The organism is Gordonia sp. UBA7599 (genome assembly GCA_002477755.1).
Lineage (GTDB): Bacteria > Actinomycetota > Actinomycetes > Mycobacteriales > Mycobacteriaceae > Gordonia.
Map to the genome: position 1 here is coordinate 1 of DLKD01000164.1, position 6,002 is coordinate 6,002.

Sequence of the window (6,002 nt, forward strand, 5' to 3'; positions counted from 1 at the left end):
ACAGCTCGATCAACGACGACGTGGAGCGCCTGCGGCACTCGGCGACGTCGAGCCTGCTGTCGCGGCGCGACGTGGTCGTCGTCGCCTCGGTCTCCTGCATCTACGGCCTGGGCACGCCGCAGTCCTACCTCGACCGCTCGGTGGAGATGTCGGTGGGCGAGGAGATCGACCGCGACGCGCTGCTGCGGCTGCTCGTCGACGTGCAGTACACCCGCAACGACATGTCGTTCACGCGCGGCAGCTTCCGGGTGCGCGGCGACACCGTTGAGATCATCCCGTCGTATGAGGAGCTCGCGATCCGCATCGAGTTCTTTGGCGACGAGGTGGAAGCGCTGTACTACCTCCACCCGCTGACCGGCGACGTCGTGCGCCAGGTCGACACCGTGCGTATCTTCCCGGCCACCCACTACGTCGCCGGTCCGGAGCGTATGGAACGCGCTATGAAAGGCATTGAGGCGGAACTGGAAGAACGGCTGGCCGAGTTGGAGGCCAAGGGCAAGCTGCTGGAGGCGCAGCGCCTGCGGATGCGCACGACCTACGACCTGGAGATGATGCGGCAGGTCGGGTTCTGCTCGGGCATCGAGAACTACTCGCGCCACATCGACGGCCGCGGTGCGGGGTCTGCACCGGCGACGCTGATCGACTATTTTCCCGACGACTTCCTGCTGGTCATCGACGAATCCCACGTGACCGTGCCGCAGATCGGTGGCATGTACGAGGGGGACATGTCGCGCAAGCGCAACCTCGTCGACTACGGCTTCCGCCTCCCGTCGGCCGTCGACAACCGGCCCCTGACCTGGGACGAGTTCGTCGACCGCATCGGACAGACGGTGTACCTCTCGGCGACGCCGGGCCCGTACGAGTTGGGCCAGTCCGACGGCGAGTTCGTCGAGCAGGTCATCCGCCCGACCGGTCTGCTCGACCCGAAGGTCGTGGTCAAGCCGACGAAGGGTCAGATCGACGACCTGGTCCACGAGATCCGTGAACGCACCGAGCGCGACGAGCGGGTGCTGGTCACCACGCTCACGAAGAAGATGGCCGAGGACCTCACCGACTACCTCCTCGAGCTGGGGATCCGGGTCCGCTACCTGCATTCGGAAGTCGACACTCTGCGCCGCGTCGAACTGCTGCGGCAATTGCGACTGGGGGAGTACGACGTCCTCGTCGGTATCAACCTCTTGCGTGAGGGCCTCGACCTGCCCGAGGTGTCCTTGGTGGCGATTCTCGACGCCGATAAGGAAGGGTTCCTGCGCAGCACGACCTCGTTGATCCAGACCATCGGCCGCGCCGCGCGAAACGTGTCCGGCGAAGTGCACATGTACGCCGATAAGGTCACCGACTCGATGCAGAATGCGATCGATGAAACCGAGCGGCGCCGCGAAAAGCAGATCGCCTATAACAAGGAGGCCGGCATTGATCCGCAGCCGCTGCGGAAGAAGATCGCCGACATCCTCGACCAGGTTTACCGTGAAGCCGACGACGAGGTGAGCGTCGGCGGATCAGGCCGCAACGCGACGCGCGGCCGCCGGGCGCAGGGCGACAACCCCAAGGGTTCGACCAGTGCGGGCGTCATCGAGCGCCGGGATGTGTCGGCCATGCCGCGCGCCGAGTTGGCGGATCTGATCGCCCAGCTCACCGATCAGATGATGTCGGCGGCCCGAGACCTGCAGTTCGAGCTCGCTGGCCGGTTGCGCGACGAGATCGCCGATTTGAAGAAGGAACTACGCGGAATGGACGCCGCCGGTATCAAGTAGACACGAGGGCGAATGAGACCTGTGCCGCGCCGAATCCGATAGTGTGTCAAGCGCAACTGTGGTGAGCATTACGATTGCCGTACAGGTGGTCCGAACGCGCACTAGCCTGGATGGCAGAACACGTTATTCGCACGTCATGCGAAATCTGGAGGGAATTGTCAATGGCTGCATACAGCACCGTGGTAGTGGGCACCGACGGGTCCGAGTCCTCGATGAAGGCGGTGGAACGCGCCGGTGCGATCGCCGGTGAGAACGCGACGCTCGTCATCGCGTGCGCGTACTTCCCCAACGAGGGCCGCGACATCGAGGCCGTGTCCGACGTCCTCAAGGACGAGGCCTACCAGGTCCACGGCTCCGCCCCCACCGAGGAGATCCTGCGCACCGCCAAGGAGCGCGCACAGAATGCGGGCGCCAAGCTGATCCAGCAGCGCCCCGTCAAGGGCGCCCCGGTGGACGCGCTGCTGCAGCTCGTCGTCGACGTCAAGGCCGACCTGCTGGTCGTCGGCAACAAGGGCCTCAACACCCTGTCGGGCCGCCTGCTCGGCTCGGTGCCGGCCGACGCCGCGCGCAAGGCCGCGGTCGACGTCCTCATCGTCCACACGACGTAATCAGCGTCGGGCTCAGTGCCCGACACCGACTTCTTGCCACCCGGGTAGGTCTGCCAACTCGGGTGGCAAGTCGTTTTCGGCGACGACGACGAGGCGCTGCGTGGCCCGGGTGAGGGCCACGTACAGGTCGTTGGCGCCGCGCACCGATGCGGCCAGGATCGCCGCCGGTTCCACGACGACGGTGTTGTCGAACTCCAGTCCTTTGCACCCGGTGACGGTGTGCGCGACGATGTCGCGCTGTTCACCCAGCTCCGCCAGAGCGCGCGCCGTTGCGGGATAGTCGTCGTCGGCGACGATGATCCCGGTCAGCCCCGGCCAACCGGCTTCCGCCGCAAGGGCCACCGCGTCAACCGCGGCATCGCCGTCGCGCGCCCGCACTGCCATCGGCTCGATTCCATTGGCGCGCAGTGACGTCGGGGGCGTCAGTGTCGGGTCGATGCGCTTGAGGAGGCGGGCGGCGAAGCGCATGATCTCGGCCGGCGTGCGGTAGTTGACCGTGAGCTCGTGCAGGCGCCACCGCTTCTGCACATACGGATCGAACACCGCCGCCCACGATTGTGCGCCCGCCGGATTGGAGGTTTGGGCTGTGTCGCCGATGACGGTCATCCAACGGTTCGGGATGCGGCGCATCACCATCCGCCACGCCATCGCCGAGAGTTCCTGGGCTTCGTCCACGATCACATGGCCGAAGGTCCACGTCCGGTCGTCGTAGGCGCGCTCGGCCGTAGTCCGGTGGGTGGTGACGCGTTGGCGCTGCGCGAGCTGCTCGGCGTCGATGAGGTCGTAGGCCATGAGGATCTCGGGGTCGATCTCGTCCTCGAGGTCCTGTGGCGCCGACCCGGCAAGGATGTCGAGGGCCTCCTGAGCTTCGGCGAGCTTCGCGCGCCACTGCGCCCGCTGGGCGGCCTCGTCGTCGGCGGTCCCCGCACCGACCAGTTCGGCGATCTCGTCGAGCAGCGGCACGTCGCCGACGGTGATTCGCGCGCCCGCGGGCCGTGCCAGTGCGGCGCGGTCGGCGTCAGACCAGCCGGGTGTCACCGTGCGGATCGCCGACGGTGAGGAGAGCAGGTCGTCGAGGACGCGTTTCGGCTCAAGACGGGGCCAGAAGGCCAGCAGTGCGCGCACGAGATCCTCGTCGTCGCGCATCTCGTCGCGGATGTCGGCGATATCCGATCCCGACAGCATCTGAGTCCCGTCGAGCAGTGACGAACCGATGCGCTTGGCGTAGGCGGTCGCCAAACCGTGCAGTGCGGAACGGAGGAATTCGCGCTGCGCCTGGTTGTGCGCCTTGCGTGTGCTGCGCGCGCGGGCCCGCGCGTTCTTGACCAGCGCGGAGTCGATGGCCAGCGGGTAGCCGTCGAAATGGACGGTCACCGGTGTGCGGGGCAGTGACTGGTAGGTCCGGACGTGGCGGCGCAGGACGTCGAGAATGTTGGTGGAGCCCTTGAGGACCGCGGCGCGCGGCGGGTCGACGACGTCGGTGTCCACGCCGGGCAACAGATTGCCGATGGTCGTGAGCAGCACGCCGGTCTCGCCGAGGGAGGGGAGGACCTGGGAGATGTAGCGCAGGAACTCCGTGTTGGGGCCGATGATGAGCACGCCGCTGCGCGCCAGCAGGTCGCGGTGGGTGTAGAGCAGGTAGGCCGCGCGGTGCAGGGCCACGGCGGTCTTGCCAGTACCCGGACCGCCCTGGACGACGCTGACGCCGCGGTGTGACGACCGGATGATGAGGTCCTGCTCGCGCTGAATGGTCTCGACGATGTCGGTCATCTCGCCGGTGCGGGCCGCGTTGAGGGCGGCGACGAGCGCGGATTCGTTCACCACGTCGCCGAGGGTCACCGTGCCGTCGGGGGTTCCGTCGGATTCGGCTTGCGCGATCGAGCCGTCGAGTACCTCGTCGGTGACTTTCCGGACCTCGCGGTTGCCGGTGCGGACGTGGCGGCGCACGCGCACACCGTCGGGGTCGGCGGGGGTGGCGAGGTAGAACGGTCGGGACATCGGTGCCCGCCAGTCCAACAGCAGGGTGGTGTCCTCGTCATCGTCGTCGAGGACGCCGATACGGCCGATGCGCCGGGTCTCAACCCTGCCGGTCGTACCGTCTGCACTCTCCCCGTCGACCTCGAGCCGACCGAAGTACAGGTTGTGCTCGGCGGCGTCGAGTTTCGCGAGGTCCTCGACGTAGAGCCGCTCGTAGGATTCACGCTCGGATTGGGCCTGCGGGGTGCCGCCGCTCTCGGCGAGGGTCTCGCGCAGTCGGCGGTTCGTCGTCGTGCGCATCCGGTCGATGCGCCCGTAGACGGCGTCGAGATGCTGCTGCTCGTCGGCTATGCGGGGATCGGGATTCACAGTTGATCCAGTGTACTCGGGCCAGAGCAGGCCCGCCGGTCACCAGCCGCGGGCCTCCCATTCGAGCAGCTTCGGGCGCTCATCGCCCAGGGTGGTGTCGGAGCCGTGGCCGGGGTACACGGCGGTGTCGTCGGGATAGACGTCGAAGAGTTTCGTCGTCACGTCGCCCAGGAGGCGCTCGAAGTCGCCGGGCTGCCACGTCTTGCCGACACCGCCGGGGAAGAGGCAGTCGCCGGTGACGAGCTGGACCGACAGCGGGCCGGCGGCGTCGTTGCTGGCATCGCGCAGGGCCAGGGCGATCGAGCCCTCGGTGTGGCCGGTGAGGTGGATTGCGGACAGGGTGAGATTGCCGACGGTGATCTCGTCACCGTCGTCGAGCAGGCGGTCGGGGGCGATGGGCAGCAGCGGAGCATCGTCGCGTCCGGCGAGAGTGGGTACGCCGGTGGCGGCGGCGACCTCGGCCAGCGCCTGCCAGTGGTCGGGGTGGCCGTGCGTGGTGAGGATGGCTCGCAGCGTGCCGGGTAGCTCTTCGAGCAGCGCAAGGATGGCCGGGGCGTCGTTGGCGGCGTCGATCAGCAGCTGTTCACCGGTCTGCGTGCAGGTCAGCACGTACACGTTGTTGTCCATCGGGCCGACCGACATCTTGGTGATGGTCGCGTTGGCGGTGGTGCGTCGTTGCGGCTGGTGCGGACCTGCGACGGAGCCTGTGTAGTGGTCGTCGACGGGGCTGATCGAAGTCATGGTCCAACGGTAGCGGCCGGGGCCGATTTGGTGCCGACGCCTAGAATTATCGGCAGTGTCAGAGGTCGCCTGTATATGTGGACGCGACTGTATCGACAGGGCCCGCTGGCCGGGGCGCCGATAACCGTGAGGATGCGTTGAAGTGGTTGACCGTTTGATCGTGCGCGGAGCGCGCGAACACAATTTGCGTGGGATCGATGTCGATCTGCCGCGGGATTCGCTGATCGTGTTCACCGGCCTGTCCGGGTCGGGGAAGTCGTCGCTCGCATTCGACACGATCTTCGCCGAGGGGCAGCGCCGCTACGTCGAATCGCTGTCCGCGTACGCGCGGCAATTCCTCGGCCAGATGGACAAGCCCGACGTCGACTTCATCGAGGGGCTGTCGCCCGCGGTGTCGATCGACCAGAAGTCGACCAACCGCAATCCGCGGTCGACCGTCGGGACGATCACCGAGGTCTACGACTATCTGCGCCTGCTGTACGCGCGGGCCGGGACCGCGCATTGCGCGGTGTGCGGGGAGAAAATCGCCAAGCAGACCCCGCAGCAGATCGTC

The 6,002-nt window shown here is 67.2% G+C and carries 4 protein-coding genes and 1 pseudogene; 3 read left to right on the forward strand and 2 right to left on the reverse strand.

The window, feature by feature from the left end; translation table 11 throughout:
* Together uvrB and B4L26_RS18275 are read left to right on the forward strand one after the other, a co-directional pair.
* A partial coding sequence (gene uvrB, locus B4L26_RS18270) for an excinuclease ABC subunit UvrB (RefSeq protein WP_290721245.1) occupies positions 1–1,754 on the forward strand: 1,754 nt, incomplete at its 5' end.
* Between the two features lie 161 nt (positions 1,755–1,915).
* Positions 1,916–2,362 carry a universal stress protein gene (locus tag B4L26_RS18275; protein ID WP_290721247.1) on the forward strand — a complete coding sequence of 149 codons (447 nt, stop codon included), beginning with the start codon at positions 1,916–1,918 and terminating at the stop codon, positions 2,360–2,362.
* 12 nt (positions 2,363–2,374) lie between these two features.
* On the opposite strand, the gene B4L26_RS18280 is transcribed toward B4L26_RS18275, so the two are convergent.
* Both B4L26_RS18280 and B4L26_RS18285 read right to left on the reverse strand, forming a co-directional pair.
* Positions 2,375–4,708: an AAA family ATPase gene (locus tag B4L26_RS18280; protein WP_290721249.1), complete on the reverse strand. Its 2,334-nt coding sequence runs from the start codon at positions 4,706–4,708 to the stop codon at positions 2,375–2,377.
* A 39-nt stretch (positions 4,709–4,747) separates the two neighbouring features.
* Positions 4,748–5,449: an MBL fold metallo-hydrolase gene (locus B4L26_RS18285; protein ID WP_290721252.1), complete on the reverse strand. Its 702-nt coding sequence runs from the start codon at positions 5,447–5,449 to the stop codon at positions 4,748–4,750.
* Between the two features lie 142 nt (positions 5,450–5,591).
* Here B4L26_RS18285 and B4L26_RS18290 point away from each other — a divergent pair.
* A pseudogene (locus tag B4L26_RS18290) lies at positions 5,592–6,002 on the forward strand (excinuclease ABC subunit A); the annotation flags it as partial.

Excerpts from the sequence above, each read along its gene's own strand:
- B4L26_RS18275 (WP_290721247.1), top strand. The coding sequence starts at position 1,916 with ATGGCTGCATACAGCACCGTGGTAGTGGGCACCGACGGGTCCGAGTCC.
- B4L26_RS18285 (WP_290721252.1), bottom strand. The coding sequence starts at position 5,449 with ATGACTTCGATCAGCCCCGTCGACGACCACTACACAGGCTCCGTCGCA.